The 18,927-nt window shown below is 62.7% G+C and carries 16 protein-coding genes and 3 pseudogenes; 15 read left to right on the top strand and 4 right to left on the bottom strand.

All coding sequences use genetic code 11. The features are described from left to right. Window positions 1-13: 13 nt before the first annotated feature. The 9 genes and pseudogenes from thiE to lnt all read left to right on the top strand — a co-directional run bounded on the left by thiE (window position 14) and on the right by lnt (window position 8,865). Window positions 14-652: a thiamine phosphate synthase gene (gene thiE / locus DQ405_RS11235; RefSeq protein ID WP_168424304.1), complete on the top strand. Its 639-nt coding sequence runs from the start codon at window positions 14-16 to the stop codon at window positions 650-652. A 70-nt stretch (window positions 653-722) separates the two neighbouring features. Next, window positions 723-2,012, top strand: coding sequence for a glutamate-1-semialdehyde 2,1-aminomutase (hemL, locus tag DQ405_RS11240; RefSeq protein ID WP_168424305.1), 1,290 nt, complete (start codon window positions 723-725; stop codon window positions 2,010-2,012). After that, window positions 2,012-2,640: pseudogene (locus DQ405_RS11245) on the top strand (hypothetical protein). The gene hemL and the pseudogene DQ405_RS11245 overlap by 1 nt, the downstream one beginning before the upstream one ends. A gap of 120 nt (window positions 2,641-2,760) precedes the next feature. Next, complete coding sequence (locus tag DQ405_RS11250) at window positions 2,761-3,285, top strand: tetratricopeptide repeat protein (protein WP_168424306.1); 525 nt, start codon at window positions 2,761-2,763, stop codon at window positions 3,283-3,285. Between the two features lie 155 nt (window positions 3,286-3,440). After that, window positions 3,441-4,781, top strand: coding sequence for a tRNA (N6-isopentenyl adenosine(37)-C2)-methylthiotransferase MiaB (miaB, locus tag DQ405_RS11255; RefSeq protein WP_168424307.1), 1,341 nt, complete (start codon window positions 3,441-3,443; stop codon window positions 4,779-4,781). A gap of 145 nt (window positions 4,782-4,926) precedes the next feature. Further along, entirely contained in the window at window positions 4,927-5,925 is a 999-nt protein-coding gene (locus DQ405_RS11260) for a PhoH family protein (RefSeq protein ID WP_168424308.1), read from the top strand. Further along, window positions 5,918-6,370 carry an rRNA maturation RNase YbeY gene (gene ybeY / locus DQ405_RS11265; protein WP_168424309.1) on the top strand — a complete coding sequence of 151 codons (453 nt, stop codon included), beginning with the start codon at window positions 5,918-5,920 and terminating at the stop codon, window positions 6,368-6,370. Before DQ405_RS11260 ends, ybeY begins: the two co-directional genes overlap by 8 nt. A 38-nt stretch (window positions 6,371-6,408) precedes the next feature. Continuing rightward, window positions 6,409-7,257 carry an HlyC/CorC family transporter gene (locus DQ405_RS11270; RefSeq protein WP_045163810.1) on the top strand — a complete coding sequence of 283 codons (849 nt, stop codon included), beginning with the start codon at window positions 6,409-6,411 and terminating at the stop codon, window positions 7,255-7,257. A 96-nt stretch (window positions 7,258-7,353) separates the two neighbouring features. After that, complete coding sequence (gene lnt / locus DQ405_RS11275; RefSeq protein ID WP_168424310.1) at window positions 7,354-8,865, top strand: apolipoprotein N-acyltransferase; 1,512 nt, start codon at window positions 7,354-7,356, stop codon at window positions 8,863-8,865. A 36-nt stretch (window positions 8,866-8,901) separates the two neighbouring features. On the opposite strand, the pseudogene DQ405_RS11280 reads toward lnt, so the two are convergent. Both DQ405_RS11280 and DQ405_RS11285 read right to left on the bottom strand, forming a co-directional pair. Next, window positions 8,902-9,674 (bottom strand): annotated as a pseudogene (locus DQ405_RS11280) (YdcF family protein). A gap of 71 nt (window positions 9,675-9,745) precedes the next feature. Beyond that, a complete protein-coding gene (locus DQ405_RS11285; protein WP_174824668.1) occupies window positions 9,746-10,198 on the bottom strand; it encodes a hypothetical protein in 453 nt (150 codons plus the stop codon). Between the two features lie 255 nt (window positions 10,199-10,453). On the opposite strand from DQ405_RS11285, the pseudogene leuS reads away from it, so the two are divergent. The 6 genes and pseudogenes from leuS to lipA all read left to right on the top strand — a co-directional run bounded on the left by leuS (window position 10,454) and on the right by lipA (window position 17,814). Beyond that, window positions 10,454-13,059 (top strand): annotated as a pseudogene (leuS, locus tag DQ405_RS11290) (leucine--tRNA ligase). 44 nt (window positions 13,060-13,103) lie between these two features. After that, window positions 13,104-13,709: an LPS-assembly lipoprotein LptE gene (locus tag DQ405_RS11295; protein WP_168424311.1), complete on the top strand. Its 606-nt coding sequence runs from the start codon at window positions 13,104-13,106 to the stop codon at window positions 13,707-13,709. 41 nt (window positions 13,710-13,750) lie between these two features. Beyond that, window positions 13,751-14,779 (top strand): DNA polymerase III subunit delta, encoded by a 1,029-nt coding sequence (gene holA / locus DQ405_RS11300; RefSeq protein ID WP_168424312.1) that lies wholly within the window; start codon window positions 13,751-13,753, stop codon window positions 14,777-14,779. Window positions 14,780-14,928: 149 nt separating this feature from the next. Then, window positions 14,929-15,087 (top strand): alternative ribosome rescue factor ArfA, encoded by a 159-nt coding sequence (gene arfA, locus DQ405_RS11305; RefSeq protein ID WP_158186233.1) that lies wholly within the window; start codon window positions 14,929-14,931, stop codon window positions 15,085-15,087. A 60-nt stretch (window positions 15,088-15,147) separates the two neighbouring features. Beyond that, on the top strand, window positions 15,148-16,446 hold the full coding sequence (locus DQ405_RS11310; RefSeq protein WP_168424313.1) for a lytic murein transglycosylase: 1,299 nt from the start codon (window positions 15,148-15,150) through the stop codon (window positions 16,444-16,446). A gap of 315 nt (window positions 16,447-16,761) precedes the next feature. After that, window positions 16,762-17,814 (top strand): lipoyl synthase, encoded by a 1,053-nt coding sequence (gene lipA, locus DQ405_RS11315; RefSeq protein ID WP_168424314.1) that lies wholly within the window; start codon window positions 16,762-16,764, stop codon window positions 17,812-17,814. Between the two features lie 87 nt (window positions 17,815-17,901). Here the strand turns inward: lipA and lipB are convergent, their stop codons facing one another. Together lipB and DQ405_RS11325 are read right to left on the bottom strand one after the other, a co-directional pair. Continuing rightward, on the bottom strand, window positions 17,902-18,558 hold the full coding sequence (lipB, locus tag DQ405_RS11320; protein ID WP_168424315.1) for a lipoyl(octanoyl) transferase LipB: 657 nt from the start codon (window positions 18,556-18,558) through the stop codon (window positions 17,902-17,904). Window positions 18,559-18,619: 61 nt separating this feature from the next. Further along, window positions 18,620-18,904, bottom strand: a complete 285-nt coding sequence (locus DQ405_RS11325) for a DUF493 domain-containing protein (protein WP_168424316.1) — start codon at window positions 18,902-18,904, stop codon at window positions 18,620-18,622. Between the last annotated feature and the right edge of the window lie 23 nt (window positions 18,905-18,927).

Consider the following 18,927-nt stretch of genomic DNA (forward strand, 5'->3'; position numbering starts at 1 on the left):
TGGAGAGCTGCATATGAAGGACACCAAGCTGCGCGGCCTCTACGCCATCACCGATAGCAAGCTGCTGGCCGACGGGCGTCTGCTGCCCTACGCCGAAGCGGCGCTGAAGGGTGGCGCTCGACTGCTGCAATACCGCGACAAGTCCGACGATGACAAGCGTCGGATACGTGAAGCCGAGGCGCTGCGGGAGCTCTGTGAACGCCACGGCGCTCAGCTGATCATCAATGACGATGCCGAACTGGCCGCACGCCTGGGAGCCGGTCTGCATCTGGGTCAGGAGGATGGTTCGCTCTCGGTGGCACGCGCTCTGCTGGGTCGTACGGCCGTCATCGGGGCGACCTGCCATGCACGCCTGGAGTTGGCTGAACAGGCCGCTCACGAGGGCGCCAGCTATGTCGCCTTCGGCAGATTTTTCAATTCAAACACCAAGCCCGGCGCTCCGGCTGCCACCCTGGATTTGCTTAAGCAGGCTCGGCAGCGCATCGCCTTGCCGATCACCGTGATCGGCGGCGTCACTCTGGAAAACGCGCCGGATCTGATCGCGTGTGGGGCCAGCCTGGTCGCCGTGGTGCATGCGCTGTTCGCGGCCGAGTCAGCCAGCGAGGTCGAACGTCGCGCGCATACCTTCAGCGAACTGTTCGCCAGCAACTGATCGGTGTCATGGCAGGTCCTGCCGTCGGCGTCCAACCTGTATTTCCGTATTCCTTGATCGAGAGGCCCGCATGTCCCGTTCCGAAACCCTCTTCGCCAGTGCTCAGAATCACATTCCCGGCGGCGTAAATTCGCCGGTTCGCGCGTTCCGGAGCGTTGGCGGCACGCCACTGTTTCTCAAGCACGCCGAAGGTGCCTACGTCACCGATGAGGACGACAAGCGCTATGTCGATTACGTCGGCTCCTGGGGCCCGATGATTCTCGGCCACAGCCATCCCGAGGTCCTCGACGCGGTGCGGCGCCAGCTGGAGCACGGCCTGTCCTACGGCGCGCCGACCGCCATGGAAACCGAAATGGCCGAACTGGTCTGCAGCCTGGTGCCGTCCATGGAGATGGTGCGCATGGTCAGCTCCGGTACCGAAGCGACAATGAGCGCCATTCGCCTGGCTCGCGGCTATACCGGCCGCGACAGCATCATCAAGTTCGAAGGCTGCTACCACGGGCACTCCGACAGCCTGCTGGTAAAAGCCGGCTCCGGCGCGCTGACCCAGGGCGTGCCCAGCTCGGCGGGCGTGCCGGCGGCGTTCGCCAAACACACCCTGACCCTGCCGTTCAACGACCTGGCCGCCGTCGAGAAGATGCTCTCCGAGGTCGGCAACGAGGTCGCCTGCATCATCGTCGAGCCTGTCGCCGGCAATATGAACTGCGTACCACCGGCACCCGGCTATCTGCAGGGGCTACGTGAGCAATGCGATAAACATGGCGTGGTGTTGATCTTCGATGAGGTCATGACCGGCTTCCGCGTCGCCCTTGGCGGCGCCCAGGCTCATTATGGCGTCACCCCGGACTTGACCACTTTCGGCAAGATCATCGGCGGCGGCATGCCGGTCGGCTGCTTCGGCGGCAAACGCGCCATCATGGAGCGCATCGCCCCGCTGGGCCCGGTCTACCAGGCAGGCACCCTGTCGGGCAATCCATTGGCGATGGCTGCCGGTCTCACCACGCTACGGCTGATCAATCGTCCCGGCTTCCACGATGAGCTCACCGCCTACACCACCCGTATGCTGCAGGGTTTGAAAGAGCGCGCGGCCGCCGCCGGCATTCCCTTCGTCACCACTCAGGTCGGCGGCATGTTCGGTCTCTATTTCAGCGAAGCGGACAACATCGTCACCTTCGAGGACGTCATGGCCAGCGACGCCGAGCGCTTCAAGCGGTTCTTCCACCTGATGCTCGAGGGTGGCGTGTACCTTGCGCCCAGCGCATTCGAAGCCGGTTTCACCTCCATTGCCCATGGTGACAAAGAGCTGCAACTGACCCTCGATGCCGCCGAGCGCGCCTTTGCCCAGTTGAAATCTGCCTGATGTCCGAGCTGCTACAAGCTGCGCTGCTGGTGGTGACCGCGCTGGCCAGCGCGATCTGGATCGGGACGCGCGCCGCGGTTATGGCGAGCCGGACCAGCCAGCCCTGTTCTGCGCCCTGCTCGCCTTTAGTCTGGCGGCCGGCACCGGGGCCTGCGCCCTGGCAAGACTGGCGTTCGGCCTCGACACGCTAGAAGCAGAGCGCTGGTTATTGCAGTCAACCCTGCTGCTCGGCCTACCATTGGTCGGCGTGGTGGCGCTGACGCTGAGCCGCCAATGGATCTGGAGCCGCCCGACCTGGGGACGAGTCGTAATCGGGCTGTGCGCCTTCTTCGAGCTCGCTCGGCAACTCGGCTGGAGCGCCCCTTACTCGCTCGCATTGGGCCTACTCAGCGCCCTGCTGGTGGCCTACGCCGGCCTGCTGCAATGGCCCGCGCGACGGCAGGCTGCAGCTGGCGTGACCGGCGGCGCGCTGATGCTGGCATTGTTGTCCTGGGCCGGGCTGTCGATAGGGCCCAACCCGCTCGATGCCTACCAGCAGCTTTGGCTCGCATTGGTCTGCCCCGTAGCTGCCTGGCTGTTGCTCAATTTGCCAGGGAATCTTCGCGAGGAACGCAGCGCGCCCGCATAAAAGCCGAACAGGCGCCATCAAAGCCTTTGTAAGCGGGCATCGGCTTATCCATAATGTGAACGTCGGCTCGTTTCTGCCGGACATTCAGTCACCGCCCTGCTCTTCGAGGCGCTTTGATCCATGACTCGCACCGGCCGCAGCCTCGCCCTTGGCTGCCTGCTGCTTCTCACGCCCCTGCTGGCCACCGCTGACGGCAATTCGCTGCTGATTCCGGCAACTTCCCGCTGTGCGCTCAATACGGCACCGGAAGCGATGCGTGAAGCCCTGCGCGCGTGCGAGCAGGCCGCCAATGAAGGTGATCTGCAGGCTGCCTACGAGCTGGGTGAATACCATTACGATGGTCGTCGCACGCCCCGCGACCTGGCCAAGGCGCTGCACTGGTTCGAACAGGCGTCGCTGCACGGACACGCCCTGGCGCAGCATCGACTCGGCGTGATGTTCTTTCGCGGCGAAGGCGTGCCGGCAAACAACGTCCAGGCCTATGTGGTGCTGAAGATGTCGGCGGTCAATGGTGAGGAAGACGCGCTGGACACGGCCGATCGCGTGTCAGCACAGATGCGCCGCGACGAGCTGGAGATCGCCACCCAGGTACTCGGGCAAATCTTTCGCGACTATCTGATGGATCTGCAGACAGCGGGTGAGTAACACGCTGCAAGCGAGCTGGCATCAAAATGGGTGCTAAGCGGTTCGGCTTTCAATTTGAAACTTGGTTTGAAGCTTACCGCTGCTCTTCCGCTTTTATCGCCCACGTCCTGGCCGTATAATCGCCGGTCATTTTTTGCACAACGCCGGCCCGTAACATGACCCGCAAGCTCTATATCGAAACCCATGGTTGCCAGATGAACGAGTACGACAGCTCGCGGATGGTGGACCTGCTGGGCGAGCAGCAACCGTTGGAGATCACCACCAACCCGGCAGATGCCGACGTGATCCTGCTCAATACCTGCTCGATTCGTGAGAAGGCACAGGAAAAGGTATTCTCACAACTGGGTCGCTGGCGTGAGCTGAAGCTGGAAAACCCGCAGCTGGTGATTGGTGTCGGTGGCTGTGTGGCGAGCCAGGAAGGCGCAGCGATCCGCGACCGCGCGCCTTATGTCGACGTGGTGTTCGGTCCGCAGACCCTGCACCGCCTGCCGGAAATGATCGACGCGGCCCGCACCACGAAAACGCCGCAAGTAGATATTTCTTTCCCCGAAATCGAAAAATTCGACCGGTTGCCCGAACCTCGCGTCGACGGGCCGACCGCCTTCGTCTCGGTCATGGAAGGCTGCAGCAAGTACTGTACTTTCTGCGTCGTGCCCTACACCCGCGGTGAGGAAGTGAGCCGGCCCTTCGATGACGTGCTCGCCGAGGTGATCCACCTCGCCGAAAACGGTGTCCGTGAAGTTACGTTGCTGGGCCAGAACGTCAACGGCTACCGCGGCGCTACTCATGACGGACGCACCGCCGATCTGGCCGAACTGATTCGCGTGGTGGCCGCGGTCGACGGTATCGACCGCATCCGCTACACCACCAGCCATCCGCTGGAATTCTCCGACGCGCTGATCCAGGCCCATGCCGAAGTGCCGGAGCTGGTGAAATACCTGCACCTGCCAGTGCAGTCGGGCTCCGACCGGGTGCTGGCGGCGATGAAGCGCAACCATACGGCACTGGAATACAAGTCCCGGATTCGCAAGCTGAAGGCGGCGGTACCGGACATTCTGATCAGCTCGGACTTTATCGTGGGCTTCCCCGGTGAAACCGAAAAGGAATTCGAGCAGACCATGAAGCTGATCGCAGACGTCGGCTTCGACTTCTCCTATTCGTTCGTCTACAGCTCGCGGCCCGGCACACCGGCAGCCGACCTGGTCGACGAGACGCCGGATGAGGTCAAGAAGCAGCGGCTGGCCATCCTGCAACAACGCATCAGCCAGCAGGGCTTCGAAAACAGCCGACGGATGGTGGGTACGCAGCAGCGTATTCTCGTCACCGACTACTCTAAGAAAGACCCGGGCATGCTTCAGGGCCGCACCGAGCACAACCGCATCGTCAACTTCCGCTGCGGCAATCCGCGGCTGATCGGCCAGTTCGTCGACGTACACATCGACGATGCGTTGCCACACTCGTTGCGTGGCACGCTGCTGGAGCAGACCGCGGGCTGAGCAGGCCGGCGCCGCGGCTGGCGGTCCACACCAGCGCCAGCCGCCTGTTCGCCACGTATTGCCAAGGCCGGCACGCCGCTGCTTTTTTCGTCGCGCGGCGCTATCCTCATCAAACCCTTTTGCAGAGCAGGTCAATCAAAAGCCCTTGAACGCCCCCATAGAACCTCATCGCTTCACGCTGGAACCCTTTGAAGCCAACCGCTTCGCCAACCTGTGCGGTCAGTTCGACGAGCATTTGCGCCTAATCGAACAACGCCTGGAACTGGAAATTCGCAATCGTGGCAACCAGTTCGAGCTGGTCGGCCCGACCGATGTGGCCAAAGCCGCTGAACATCTCCTGCGACGCCTGTACCGCGAGACCAAGAGCGCTGAGCTTTCGCCAGATATGGTTCACCTATTCCTGCAAGAATCCGCCATGGAAGAGCTGAACAACTCTTCCACCACGCCGAACGTTTCGCTGCGCACCCGCAAGGGCAATATCCGCCCACGCGGCGTCAATCAGCAGCGTTACGTGCAATCGATCCTCGATAACGACATCAACTTCGGCATCGGCCCAGCCGGCACCGGCAAGACCTATCTGGCAGTCGCCTGCGCCGTCGATGCGCTGGAGCGCGAGCAGGTCCGTCGCATCCTGCTGGTACGGCCGGCCGTCGAGGCCGGCGAGAAGCTTGGCTTCCTGCCGGGCGATCTGGCGCAGAAGATCGACCCCTACCTGCGCCCGCTCTATGACGCACTGTACGAGATGCTCGGCTTCGAGCACGTGGCGCGTCTGATTGAGAAACAGGTGATCGAGATCGCGCCGCTGGCCTATATGCGCGGACGAACGCTGAATAACAGCTTCATCATTCTCGACGAAAGTCAGAACACCACGCTGGAACAGATGAAGATGTTCCTTACCCGTATCGGCTTCGGCTCGACCGCAGTGATTACGGGTGACATCACCCAGGTCGATCTGCCACGCGGCACCAAGAGCGGCCTGTCGCACGTCATCGAAGTGCTCAAGGACGTCAACGGCATCAGCTTCACCCACTTCAAGCCCAAGGACGTGGTGCGTCACCCGCTGGTACAGCGCATCGTCGAGGCCTACGAGGCGTTCGAAGACAACCAGTCCCCGTCCGGCCAGCGAGATCGCCGCGGTGATTGAGCTCGATGTGCAATGCGCCACCGACGGCGAGGTACCTGACGAAACGGATCTGCGCTGCTGGTGCGAACTGGCGCTACGTCAGCGCACTGCCGATTCCGAGCTGACCATCCGCCTGGTGGACGAAGCCGAAGGCCGCGAGTTGAATCGCACCTGGCGGCAGAAGGACTACGCCACTAACGTACTGTCGTTTCCCGCGGATGTCCCGGATGGATTACTGGACATTCCGCTGCTCGGTGATCTGGTGATCTGTGCGCCAGTGGTCGAGCGCGAGGCGGTCGAACAAGGCAAGGCTCCGCAGGCGCACTGGGCCCACTTGGTGATACACGGCTGCCTGCACCTGCTCGGCTACGATCACATCGACGACGACGAAGCCGAAGAAATGGAAAGCCTCGAGCGTCAACTGCTGGCAGAGCTGGGTCACGCCGACCCCTACGCCACCGAATAGCCCGAACGGGCAACTGCAAGGACCATTGAGTCAAAAACATGAGCGAAGACCGATCGAGCAACGGGCAGAAGTCCTGGTTTGGGAAAATCACCCAGGCTTTTGCCCAGGAGCCGAAAAATCGTGAGGAGCTGCTGGAAGTACTGCGCGGCGCCCACCAGAACAAACTGCTGGACAACGAAGCCTTGGCAATCGTCGAGGGCGCCATTCAGGTGGCCGACCTGCAGGTACGCGACATCATGGTGCCGCGCTCACAAGTCATGAGCATCCGCGCCGACCAGTCACCGAAGGAGTTTTTGCCCGCAATCATCTCCGCCGCACACTCGCGCTATCCGGTGGTCGGCGATAGCCTCGACGAGGTGATCGGGGTACTGCTGGCCAAGGATTTGCTGCCGCTGATCCTGCAGGACGAACAACAGCCTTTCGACATCAAGGACCTGCTGCGCCCGGCCACCTTTGTTCCCGAATCCAAGCGCCTCAACGTGCTGTTGCGAGAGTTCCGCGCGAACCACAGCCACATGGCCATCGTCATCGACGAATACGGCGGTGTCGCCGGGCTGGTGACCATTGAAGACGTACTTGAGCAGATCGTCGGCGACATCGAAGACGAGCACGACATCGAGGAAGACAGCTACATCCGCCCGCTGCCCAGCGGCGACTTTCTGGTCAAGGCGCTGACGCCGATCGACAGCTTCAACGAGTTCTTCGACAGCGAGTTTCCCGACGAAGAGTTCGACACCGTGGCCGGGCTGGTGATGAGCACATTCGGCCATCTACCCAAGCGCAACGAGGTGACCGAAATCGACGGTTTCCGCTTCCGCGTGCTGAATGCCGACAGCCGCCGCGTGCACATGCTGCGCCTGACGCGCACTGAGACGGAAAACCGCTAGGCTCCCTGCCCGCGCACCGAAACCTTCGGTAGACTCGTCCGCTCCGTATTCCCGCCGCCGGTCACCGTACCGGCGGCAGTCTTTCAAGGAAACTCCATGCGCTGGATCACCCGCCCCGGCTGGCCGGGCAACCTGCTGGCGCTTGCCGCTGGTGCCCTGACCACCCTGTCGCTCGCGCCGTTCGACATCTGGCCGCTGGCCCTGTTGTCGATCGGGCTGATCTATCTCGGACTGCGCGAACTGGCCCCGAGACAGGCGGCTGGCCGCGGCTGGTGCTACGGGTTCGGCCTGTTCGCATCGGGCGTCAGCTGGGTTTACGTCAGCATTCACGACTTCGGCTCGGCGCCGCCCATTCTGGCGGGCGCGCTTACGCTCGGTTTCGTTGCCGGCCTGGCATTGTTCTTCGCGCTGCTCGGCTGGCTTTGGTCGCGCTGGCTGAGGCCGGCACATGCCCCGCTGCTCGCTGCATTGGTGTTCGCCGCGCTGTGGCTCGCACTGGATGCTTTGCGCGGCTGGGTGTTGACCGGATTCCCCTGGCTCTACGCCGGCTACAGTCAGCTCGAAGGCCCATTGGCCGGGCTCGCGCCCGTTGGCGGTGTCTGGCTGCTGAGTTTCGCGATCGTACTGACCGCAAGCCTGCTGACCGAGCTGCCTCGCCTGTTCGCACGCAGGCGCGCACTTGCTGGCTCGCTGGCAATCCTGGCGGCGCTCTGGGGCGGCGCGCTGGGTCTCGGCCAACACCCGTGGACGACGGCCAAGGCCGAGCCGATCACTGTCGCCGCGATGCAGGGCAACGTCGCCCAAAGCATCAAGTGGGACCCGAAGAAGCTCGAGATGCAGTTACTGCTCTACCGCGACATGACGTTCCGCAGCCGCCCCGTCGATCTCATTGTCTGGCCGGAAACCGCGGTACCGATCCTCAAGGAGCACGCCGAAGGCTACCTGACGATGATGAACCGCTTCGCCCAGGATCGGCAGTCGGCGCTGATCACCGGCGTGCCGATACGCCAGCCCAACGCCGACGGCGAGCTGCGCTACTACAATGGCTTGACCACCGCCGGCGACGCGCAAGGCACTTATCTGAAACAGAAACTGGTGCCCTTCGGCGAATACGTACCGCTCCAGGACATGCTGCGTGGCCTGATCGCATTCTTTGACCTGCCGATGTCAGACTTCGCCCGCGGCACGCCCGAGCAAGCACTGCTACAGGCGAAGGGTTACCAGATCGCACCGTTCATCTGCTATGAAGTGGTCTATCCAGAGTTTGCCGCCAGCCTCGCGGCGCAAAGCGACATTCTGCTCACGGTCAGCAATGACGCCTGGTTCGGCCATTCAATCGGCCCGCTGCAGCACCTGCAAATGGCCCAGATGCGCGCGCTGGAAGCCGGACGTTGGATGATCCGCGCCACCAACAACGGCGTCACCGTGCTGATCGATCCAAAGGGGCGCATCACCGAGCAGGTTCCGGCCTTCGAGGAAGCGGTCCTGTACGGCGAAGTCACGCCGATGCAGGGACTGACACCGTACCTGCAATGGCGCTCATGGCCATTGATTCTGGTATGCGTGCTCCTGCTTGGCTGGGGCTTGATCTGCCGTCGGCCGGCCTGACCGACACGATCGTGCGCCAAATGAGGGCTCATCCCCTCATTTGGCGTTGCCGTCATAGAGCAGCGGATAGACCAGCATTCCCACCGCCTCGTTGAGCAGCAGTCCGTTTTGCCAGACCGCTTTCGACTCGGGCAGCCAGCCGCCGAAAGGTCTCCCGTTGGGCACGCCGAGAAAGCCCATGGGCGCAGCAATCACCTCTAGGCCGTTTTGCTCGAAGCACCAACGCGACCTTGGCATGTGCGACGCCGAAGTCACCAGTACGACCCGTTCGACTCCGGCCGCCTTGAGCATCTCGGCGCTGTACAGCGCATTCTCCCAGGTGGTCCGGCTGCGCTCTTCAAGCCAGCGCGTCTGCGTGGAGAAATCGCGCTGCAGCGCCTCAGCGGCCAGCAAGGCTTCGCTCGGTGGCTCGCCATAATGTAATCCGCCGCTGGCCAGAATCGGCAGCCCCGAGGCCTTGGCCAGCCGCGAGGCGTAACGCAGCCGCTCGAGCGCGATATGGCTGGGCTGATCCGCCCCCCAACCCGGATCGGCCTGTTCACGACCGGCGCCGAGCACCACGATCGCCTGCGCCCGCTGCGCGAGACCCGGCCATTCCGCCTGATTCAGCGCCGTCTCGCGCTCCAGCGCCCGCGCCGCCCATTCCACGGTGACTGGCAGACTGATCAGCACAGCCCGCCGAATCCCAGCACGAAACAGAGCGCGGCGAGCCGTGGCGCACGGCGACGGAGCCACCACGCGGCGAGCAATAGCAGGAGCAGGCCGCCCGGCGGCAGCAGCAGTTGTTTGAAGAAATAGCGAATCGGCATGTGCAGCTCCGGCAGATGGTCGCTGCAACTTTAACCGCCGAAGCAACGGCTTGTCGGCTGCCAGAACGCCTTCAGTGCTTTGGGTAGGTATGCAACCGCTGCCTGGCACGGAGCAGCTGAGAGCCGCAAGCCGAGCAGGCGACGGGACCCGCGCCCTCGGGCCAAGTCACGCTGGCGCCACAGAGCGCACAGTTCATCGCCTGCTGGAGCGACAGGGGCGCCTGTTTGTTGCGCTTTCCCGGATGATGGCGCAGTACGTTGCGCAGCGCTGGGCGCGTCGCCTGACGAACCAGCTGAGCCTGCTCTTCAGCGGCCGCGTGCCAGCCTGACAGCCACTGCGAATCCTGTTGAAGATAGGCGCGGATCAGGTCGAACTCAGCGGGAGTCAAGCCGCCGACCTCGAGCTCGCCCATAGCCGCGCCATTGCCATCTGCGGTTCGTTCCGCCTCTTCCAGAGCCACTGTCAGCCGCTGCAGCACGCGTCCGTACAGGTTGCCCTCATCTGCCTGGCGTTCTTTAGCCATGATTCACCTCTTCGTTCGTCCCGCCCCCTCTCCAAGCGTAGCTCAGACTCGAACGACAACGCCGCCCGCGACCAACGGGGCCGCGCCGCGCAGGTAAATCAGGTTTCCCTCGGTCGCTGGGGGTCATGTATGCTACGGCGCTTCCATGCGTTCGCATCCGCCCGTAGCGCCGCCGTCTTCGCCAGGCCTCAGCCCGGTATTTCCGCAGCCTTCGCCGCCTCGCGAACAGCCAGCCTCTATCCAACGCCAGTAGCCATGTACGAACAGTATCAGCCCCGCGAAATCGAAGCCGCCGCGCAGTCCCACTGGGACACGCAGAAATCCTTTGAAGTAAGCGAACAGCCAGGCAAGGACACCTTCTATTGCCTGTCGATGTTCCCCTACCCCAGCGGCAAGCTGCACATGGGCCACGTGCGCAATTACACCATCGGCGACGTGATTGCCCGCTATCAGCGCATGCAGGGCAAGAACGTCCTGCAGCCCATGGGCTGGGACGCGTTCGGCATGCCGGCGGAAAACGCCGCGATGAAGAACAAGGTCGCGCCGGCCAAGTGGACCTACGAAAACATCGACTACATGCGTACCCAGCTGAAAAGCCTGGGCCTGGCGGTCGACTGGACGCGCGAAGTCACTACCTGCAAGCCCGACTACTACCGTTGGGAGCAGTGGCTGTTCACTCGTCTGTACGAGAAGGGCGTGATCTACCGCAAGAACGGCACCGTCAACTGGGACCCGGTCGACCAGACCGTGCTGGCCAACGAGCAGGTCATCGATGGCCGCGGCTGGCGTTCCGGCGCGCTGATCGAAAAGCGCGAAATCCCCATGTACTACTTCAAGATCACCGCTTACGCGGATGAGCTACTGCAGAGCCTGGACGAACTGGATGGCTGGCCCGAGCAGGTCAAGACCATGCAGCGCAACTGGATCGGCAAGTCGCGCGGCATGGAGATCAGCTTCCCTTACGACATAGCCAGCATCGGCAGCGAAGGCGTGATGAAGGTCTTCACCACCCGTCCCGATACGCTAATGGGCGCCACCTATGTTGCGGTGGCGGCCGAACATCCGCTGGCCACCCTGGCGGCCCAGAACGATCCCGAACTGCAGGCCTTCATCGACGAGTGCAAACGTGGCGGCGTGGCCGAAGCTGACATCGCCACCCAGGAAAAGAAAGGCCTGCCCACCGCCCTGCGCGTCCAGCATCCACTGACCGGCGAGTTGCTGCCGGTATGGGTCGCCAACTACGTGCTGATGAATTACGGCGAAGGCGCTGTGATGGCAGTGCCTGCCCATGATGAACGGGATTTCGCTTTCGCCACCAAGTACGACCTGCCGATCAAGCCGGTGGTGCGCACCAGCGCCGGCGACGGGACACCCGCGCCATGGACCGACGCCTATGGCGAACACGGCGAACTGATCAACTCCGCTGAATTCGACGGCCTGGATTTCGACGCGCCTTCGACGCCATGGAAGTAGCCTTGCAAAACAAGGGGCTCGGCCAGGCGCGTACCCAGTTCCGCCTGCGCGACTGGGGCATCAGCCGGCAGCGCTACTGGGGTTGCCCGATCCCGATCATTCACTGCGATGCCTGTGGCGACGTGCCGGTGCCGGAAGATCAGCTGCCGGTGGTGCTGCCCGAAGATGTCGTTCCTGACGGCGCCGGCTCGCCGCTGGCCCGTATGCCGGAATTCTATGACTGCAGCTGCCCCAAGTGCGGCGCCGCAGCCCGGCGCGAAACCGACACCATGGACACCTTCGTCGAGTCGTCCTGGTACTTTGCCCGCTACGCCTCGCCGCATTACGACCAGGGCATGGTCGACCCAGCGGCTGCCAATCATTGGCTACCGGTGGACCAGTACATCGGCGGCATCGAGCACGCGATTCTGCATCTGCTCTACGCCCGCTTCTTCCACAAGCTGATGCGTGACGAAGGACTGGTCAGCTCTAACGAGCCATTCAAGAACCTGCTAACCCAGGGCATGGTCATTGCCGACACCTACTACCGCACCCTGGAAAACGGCGGCAAGGACTGGTTCAACCCAGCGGACGTAATCGTCGAGCGTGATGCCAAAGCCAAGGTGATTGGCGCCAAGCTCGCCAGCGATGGCCTGTCGGTGGAAATCGGCGGCACCGAGAAGATGTCCAAGTCGAAGAACAACGGCGTCGACCCGCAAGCGATGATCGATGCATACGGTGCCGACACCTGCCGCCTGTTCATGATGTTCGCCTCACCGCCGGACATGAGCCTGGAATGGTCCGATTCCGGCGTCGAGGGTGCGAGCCGCTTCCTGCGACGCGTCTGGCGCCTGGCTCATGCCCATGTCAGCGCCGGCGCGACCGGCAAGCTGGACCTCGCCAGCCTCGATGACCAGCAGAAAGCCGTACGCCGCGCGATCCACCTAGCCATCAAGCAGGCCAGCCAGGACGTCGGCCAGCACCACAAATTCAACACGGCCATCGCCCAGGTCATGACGCTGATGAACGTGCTGGAGAAGGCCGCGACAATCAGCGAACAAGACCGCGCCCTGCTCCAGGAAGGCCTGGAAACCGTAGCCCTGCTACTGGCACCGATCACTCCGCATATCTGTCACGAACTCTGGAGCAACCTGGGTCATGACGGCGCGATCATTGATGCTCCTTGGCCCACCGTGGATGAGACGGCACTGGTTCAGGACAACCTGACCCTGGTGGTACAGGTCAACGGCAAGCTGCGAGGGCAGATTGAAGTATCGGCCAGCGCCTCGCGCGAAGAAGTCGAAGCCTGTGCACGCGCCAACGAAAACGTGGTGCGCTTCACTGAGGGACTGACGATTCGCAAGGTCATCGTAGTGCCCGGCAAACTGGTCAATATCGTCGCTAACTGATTCGCCTCGGCGCCGCGCGCCAAGGCTGGCAAGGGGATAACAAGATGATCAAACGCAATCTCGTGGTGGCCGGCCTGGCCCTGCTGCTGAGCGCCTGTGGTTTTCAGCTACGCGGCACGGGCGAAACCAGCTTCGCCCTCGAGGAAATCAACCTGCAGGCGCGCAACAGCTATGGCGAGACTGCCAAGCAGCTCGAGGAATTGCTCAAGGACAACGGCGTCCGCGTCTACCCGGGGGCGCGCTACACCCTCGACCTGGTTCGCGAACAGAACCGCCAGCGCACCGCCAGCTATACAACCTCGGCGCGCAGTGCCGAATACGAGCTGACCAGTGTGCTCGATTATGAATTCCGCGGCCCGCAGAACACCGTGTTGCTGGAGGATAGCGTCGAGGTACAGAAAGTCTATGTGCACGACAGCAGCAACCTCATCGGCTCCGACCAGGAAGCTGGTCAGTTGCGCCAGGAAATGCGCCGCGAACTGTTGCAGCAGCTGAGCATGCGGATCCGCGGCATCACCCCAGCACAGCTCGATCAACTGCAGCAGACTGCCGAAGCCAGGCAGCGCGCTGAAGCCGAGGCCATCGAAGCGCAGATGCGCGAGCAGAGCCAACGTCCACTGCAGTCGCCCATCGAACTACCCATTCAGTGATGAAGGGCAGCCACCGCAGTGGCTGCCGTCCTCCGAACCTCATGAAGCTTTCCCCAGCCCAACTCGCCAAGCACCTGCAAGCTCCGCTCGCGCCGGTTTATGTCGTCAGCGGCGACGAGCACCTGCTCTGTCAGGAAGCCTGCGATGCAATTCGCAGTGCCTGTCGGCAGCAGGACTTCAGCGAGCGCCAGGTGCTCAACGTCGAAACCGGTTTCGACTGGGGCCAACTCATCGAAGCCGGGGCCAGCCTCTCGCTATTCGCCGAAAAGCGCCTGCTGGAGTTGCGCATCCCCAACGGCAAACCCGGTGACAAGGGGGCCGCGGCGCTGATCGACTATCTGGCGCGCCCGGCCGAGGACACCGTCCTGCTGGTCAGCCTGCCCAAGCTCGACGGCAATACGCAAAAGACCAAATGGGCCAAGGCGCTGATCGATGGCAAGCAGGTGCAATTCCTGCAAATCTGGCCGGTGGATGCGCAGCAGTTGCCGCAATGGGTCCGCCAACGCCTGTCCCAGGCCGGGCTGGCGGCTGACCAAGACGCCGTGGAGCTGATCGCGGCACGCGTCGAGGGCAACCTGCTCGCCGCCGCGCAGGAAATCGAAAAACTCAAACTCCTTGCCGAAGGTGGCCAGGTGACTGCCGAAACCGTGCAGGCCGCCGTCGCCGACAGCGCTCGCTATGATGTCTTCGGCCTCATCGACGCTGCGCTGCTGGGTCAGCCGGAGCACATCCTGCAGATGCTGACCGGCCTGCGCGGCGAAGGCGTCGAAGCGCCCGTCATCCTCTGGGCCGTGGCTCGCGAGGTTCGCCAACTGGCCAATATCGCTCAGCAGTACAGCCAGGGCGTGCCGCTCGACCGCGCCTTCAGCCAGGCCCGCCCGCCAGTATGGGACAAACGTAAACCGCTGGTCAGCAAGGCGCTGCAGCGCCACGATGCGGCAGGCTGGCAGCGCCTGCTGATGGATGCACAGCGCATCGACGAGCAGATCAAGGGGCAGGCCGAGGGTGATCCTTGGGTCGGACTAACCGATCTCTGCCTTCAATTGAGTGGCCGAAGAGTCCGGCTGTAGTGAGCGGATCGATGCCGGAGCTGCCGCTTCGATACTGCCCAGCTTTTACACGTTTAGTTGAAGCTCACCGTCGAACTATGGCTCTGGACATTTTTTGTACAGTATCTATGATACCCTCGCCCGGTTAGAGGCAATCAAGAGGGTAAGTGATGAGCAAGCAACGAAAGCGGCCGAACAAGGCCAAGACTCTGGTGGCGCAACCCCTGTTTCGCAGCCGCCAGGAACAGCCAAAGAAAGGCAAAGGCAGCTACCGCCGTGAAGCCTCCCAGTCCACCAACTGGGAGGCTTCGGTCCTTCTGGCGGCTTGAAAAGCCACGCTATCCAAAGCGTGATAATGTCACCTGCCGATGACTTGCCGAGAGTGGTGCATGCTTTACACCTTCATTCCCATACTGCTGCTGCGTACCCTGATTGCCGGGTCAGCCCTAAGCATCGTGGTCGCTTGCGCCGCCGAGCCCGTCACGCCGGTCATACAGGCTGCCCCCAGTCAGCCGACGACGATCACTACCGAGGTCAAACCGGACGAGCCGACCCAAGCCGAGCCGGAACAGCAAAGCTTCGCCGAATGGCGCGAGGCGTTTCGCAACGAAGCCCTTCAGACCGGAATCTCGGCGCAGGTTTTCGACCGTGCCTTCGCGGGGGTCACCCCTGATCCGAGCATCATCACTGCCGATCGCAGCCAGCCTGAGTTTACCCGCCCGGTCTGGCAGTACCTGGACGGTGCCCTTTCGCAACGGCGGGTCGATGGTGGCCGGCGCTTGCTCGATCAACATAGCGCGACGCTGGATGGCATCGAAGCGCGCTATGGAGTCGATCGCGATACTCTGGTGGCGATTTGGGGCCTCGAAAGCAGCTTCGGACAGATCATGGGCGACAAGGACGTGATTCGCTCGCTCGCCACATTGGCACATGAAGGCCGGCGCCCGGGCTTCGCCAAAAGTCAGTTGCTGGCAGCGCTGGAAATCCTCGAGCACGGCGATGTCGCCGCCGGTCAGCTGCGTGGCTCCTGGGCCGGCGCGATGGGGCAGACGCAGTTCATTCCGACTACCTATAACACCCATGCAGTGGATTTCGACGGGGACGGCCGTCGGGATATCTGGAACAGTTCGGCTGATGCCCTGGCCTCCGCTGCGCATTACTTGCAGGCCTCTGGCTGGAAAGCCGGTCAGCCATGGGGCTTTGAAGTCAGCCTGCCGGAAGGATTCGACTATGCGCTGGCCGATAGCAGCATCCGCAAGCCATTGGCGGAGTGGCGCAAGCTCGGCCTGAACGGGCTGCCAGCGGGCACGGATGAAGCATCGGCGAGCCTGCTGCTTCCCGCCGGTTATCGCGGCCCCGCGTTTTTGGTCCTGGATAACTTCCGGGCGATTTTGCGCTACAACAATTCTTCTTCCTACGCGCTGGCGATAGGCCTGTTATCCGAACGCTTCGACGGCGCCGGCAAGGTTCGGGCAAGCTGGCCACAGGGCGAGCAGCCGCTGAGCCGCTCCGAGCGCCTCGAGCTGCAGGAGCGCCTGTTGAACCAGGGCTTCGACCCAGGCGCTGCAGACGGCATCATCGGCGCCAATACCCGCAACGCCATCCGCAGCTTCCAGCAACAGCTCGGCTGGCCGGCCGACGGCCATCCGACGCAGGAATTGCTGGGACGGCTGCGGGCAGAACCTTAGCGAGCATGGCTCTTCCCCGAGCCGCCCACTTGGCAGGCGGGTCCCGCAGTTTTGACAACTCATCCTGGCTGGCGGGTGACGCTCGCAGTCAGTGAGCCGCAGATCACTAACGCCATAACCGCGGGCCGCCTGATGCAGAGGGCGAGCTCCGCGTCGGCGAGGCCCAAGACATCGGCCAGCAGTAGCGAATGGCCCCCGGCAACGGACCATCGCGACCCGGTGCCAGACGGACTGAACGGTCAGCGCCTGTGATAAACTTCGCGCGGCCATACGCCGCCTCGTCCACGGAGCCTCTAGCGGAGCCCAGATTTGCCTATGTCCGATACCTCCCAGCCCAAAACCGTTTCCAGCGGCGATAAATTCCGCACCACTCAGGGCATCACCGCGATCAAGGACGGGCAAAAGCGCCGCGCCTCAAGCGAACCCCAGGTGTTCGAACCCAAGCCCAAATGGCTGAGGGTCAAGGCACCCAGCGGCAGCCGCTTCGAGGCGGTCAAGCGTAATGTCGGCGAACATCGTCTGAGCACCGTATGCCAGGAATCTCACTGCCCGAACATGGGCGAATGCTGGTCCAACGGTACCGCCACAATCATGCTGATGGGCTCGGTATGCACCCGCGCGTGCCGCTTCTGCGCAGTGGACACCGGCAATCCCAACGGCTGGCTGGATCAGGAGGAGCCACAGAACACCGCCAAGTCGGTGGAGCTGATGGCGCTGCGCTATATCGTGTTGACATCGGTGGACCGCGACGACCTGGACGACGGCGGTGCCGCACACTACGCCGCCTGTGTGCGCGCCATCAAGGAGCGCACCCCGCAGGTGGTCGTGGAGGCACTTACGCCGGACTTCGACGGCGACCTGCAAGCCATCGAACGCGTAGCGGATTCTGGCCTGGAAGTCTTCGCGCAGAACGTCGAGACGGTCAAGCGCCTGACCCATGAAGTGCGCGACCCCCGCGCCGGCTACGAGAAGACCCTGCGCGTGCTGGAGCACGCCAAGCGTCATCGTCCGGAGATGCTGACCAAGACCAGTCTGATGCTGGGCTTGGGCGAAAGTGACGAGGAAGTGCTGCAGACCATGGATGACCTTCGCGCCATTGGTGTAGACATCCTCACCCTCGGCCAGTATCTGCAGCCGACCCGCAACCATCTGCCGGTCAAACGCTGGGTCAGCCCGGAAGAATTCAACCGTCTCCGCGATATCGGGCTAAAAAAGGGCTTTATGGAAGTCGCCGCCGGCCCGCTAGTGCGTTCCAGCTACCGAGCCGACCGGGTATTCGAGAAGAACAACCTGGGCTTGGCTGCTCCTGTACCGGTGCCGGGCCAGCCGTTCGACAGCAGCCTGATTCCGACCCTCAACCTGAACTGATCGGGCCGAATAACGCCTGACTCTAGGCTCCGCCTGGGGCAGGCGTTTTAAATTCGCCATCCCTCCCGCTCACATCAAACGCCCCGCTCAGCAATCTATTGCGCCCGTCAGCGTCTGCTGCTGCGCGTAGCCGAGGTGCCTGACCAGCTGTTCACGCAGGCGGTTACTGACCTCGGAAAACGCTATCGGCCCAGCAATCACATCGGCCATCTGGGTCATCGTTAAGCCGGCGTAGCCGCAGGGGTTGATCCGCCCAAAAGGTTCTAGATCCATGTCCACGTTGAGCGCCAGGCCATGAAACGAGCGCCCGTTGCGGATACGCAGCCCGAGTGAGGCAATCTTTGCGCCATCGACATAGACGCCTGGCGCGTCGGGTTTGGCCAAGGCCTGCACATCGTAGCTGGCCAGCAAATCGACCAGGCTTTGCTCGATTCGACTGACCAATTCGCGTACGCCGATGCCCAGCCGCCTGACGTCCAGCATCAGATAACACACCAGTTGCCCAGGGCCATGGTAGGTCACCTGCCCTCCCCGATCGGCCTGGATCACCGGAATATCACCGGGCAATAACAAATGCTCGGCCTTGCCGGCCTGCCCCTGGGTGAACACCGGCGGATGCTGCAGCAACCAAATCTCATCATTGGTTTCAGGCGTGCGCGCATTGGTGAAGCGCTGCATGGCCTGCCAAGCCGCCTGATATTCGACCAGTCCGAGTTCGCGAATGCCGAGGATAGCGGCACTCATTGCTGAATACCCGAAGCAGCGAAATTGGATGCGAAAACGACGGCCGCTGACCGATGACTCATCAGAGCACCATGTGCACGCGCCCTGTGGCGCGCAAATCGATATGGATCGCCTGCAGCTGCTCGACACTCGTTGCAGTAATCAGCACCTGCACGGAGAGGAAGCGCCCGTTGCGGCTGTCCCGAGTCACCAGCGTGGTTTCGTCAAAACTCGGCGCATGTCGCCGAATAACCTCCACCACCGCCTCGCTGAAGCCCTCGCCAGCATCACCGATCACCTTGATCGGATAGCGTTCGCAAGGGAATTCGATTTTGGGTGGTTGTGTTTCGCTTTTGCTTTCAGTCATGGCCGGACTCGTGATCCGCAAGC

The sequence above is a fragment of the Pseudomonas sp. SST3 genome, assembly GCF_003325755.1.

Coding starts and splice junctions, on each gene's coding strand:
- DQ405_RS11250 (WP_168424306.1), top strand. CDS start 2,761: ATGACTCGCACCGGCCGCAGCCTCGCCCTTGGCTGCCTGCTGCTTCTC.
- DQ405_RS11325 (WP_168424316.1), bottom strand. CDS start 18,904: ATGACTGAAAGCAAAAGCGAAACACAACCACCCAAAATCGAATTCCCT.
- lipA (WP_168424314.1), top strand. CDS start 16,762: ATGTCCGATACCTCCCAGCCCAAAACCGTTTCCAGCGGCGATAAATTC.
- DQ405_RS11285 (WP_174824668.1), bottom strand. CDS start 10,198: ATGGCTAAAGAACGCCAGGCAGATGAGGGCAACCTGTACGGACGCGTG.
- lnt (WP_168424310.1), top strand. CDS start 7,354: ATGCGCTGGATCACCCGCCCCGGCTGGCCGGGCAACCTGCTGGCGCTT.
- lipB (WP_168424315.1), bottom strand. CDS start 18,558: ATGAGTGCCGCTATCCTCGGCATTCGCGAACTCGGACTGGTCGAATAT.
- DQ405_RS11270 (WP_045163810.1), top strand. CDS start 6,409: ATGAGCGAAGACCGATCGAGCAACGGGCAGAAGTCCTGGTTTGGGAAA.
- holA (WP_168424312.1), top strand. CDS start 13,751: ATGAAGCTTTCCCCAGCCCAACTCGCCAAGCACCTGCAAGCTCCGCTC.
- DQ405_RS11310 (WP_168424313.1), top strand. CDS start 15,148: ATGCTTTACACCTTCATTCCCATACTGCTGCTGCGTACCCTGATTGCC.
- hemL (WP_168424305.1), top strand. CDS start 723: ATGTCCCGTTCCGAAACCCTCTTCGCCAGTGCTCAGAATCACATTCCC.
- thiE (WP_168424304.1), top strand. CDS start 14: ATGAAGGACACCAAGCTGCGCGGCCTCTACGCCATCACCGATAGCAAG.
- miaB (WP_168424307.1), top strand. CDS start 3,441: ATGACCCGCAAGCTCTATATCGAAACCCATGGTTGCCAGATGAACGAG.
- DQ405_RS11295 (WP_168424311.1), top strand. CDS start 13,104: ATGATCAAACGCAATCTCGTGGTGGCCGGCCTGGCCCTGCTGCTGAGC.
- arfA (WP_158186233.1), top strand. CDS start 14,929: ATGAGCAAGCAACGAAAGCGGCCGAACAAGGCCAAGACTCTGGTGGCG.